This window comes from Sphingomonas sp. 37zxx (assembly GCF_000786205.1).
Lineage (GTDB): Bacteria > Pseudomonadota > Alphaproteobacteria > Sphingomonadales > Sphingomonadaceae > Sphingomonas.
On the sequence record NZ_JROH01000122.1, the window covers coordinates 1 to 581 of the forward strand.

General features: G+C 65.2%; 1 protein-coding gene. It reads right to left on the minus strand.

The window, feature by feature from the left end; all coding sequences use genetic code 11:
* Positions 1-581 (minus strand): IS21 family transposase (istA, locus tag QU44_RS17035; protein WP_033923603.1); only part of this gene is annotated, 581 nt, incomplete at both ends.

Here is a 581-nt window from a genome sequence, read left to right on the forward strand (position 1 = left end):
TAAATCCGCAAGCTGACCGGGCGGTTAGCGAACGATGCCGGCACGCTGTAGCGCGTACGCTCGAAGTGCACGAGGCAGGTCGGTGATACCCGCTTGGTGTGCTCGACGAAGCCGTCGAACGGCCGACCCGGCGGCATCAGACTGGCAACCTCGGCGGCGTGGACATCAGCGACGGTGCCGGGCAGCACGCCGTGTTCGATCTGCGCCCATTGCACGATGCACTGCGCCTCCAGCCAGACGTTGAGCGCGTCGAGATCGGGGAAGCTGGGCCCAGAAGGACCATGGGGTTGCCACAACCGTCGCCGCGCATCCTGGACGTTCTTCTCGACCTGCCCCTTCTCCCAACCGGAAGCCGGATTACAGAACTCGGGCTCGAACAGATAATGACTCGCCATCGCCGCGAACCGGGCATTGACCTGCCGTATCTTGCCCGCACCGATCCGATCGACCGCCGTGCGCATGTTGTCGAAAATCCCCCGCCGGGGCACGCCGCCCAGAACCCGGAACGCCTGGGTCAGCGCGTCGAACAGCATCTCGTGGGTCTGGAGCGGATAAGCCCGAACGGCGAAGGCGCGACTGTG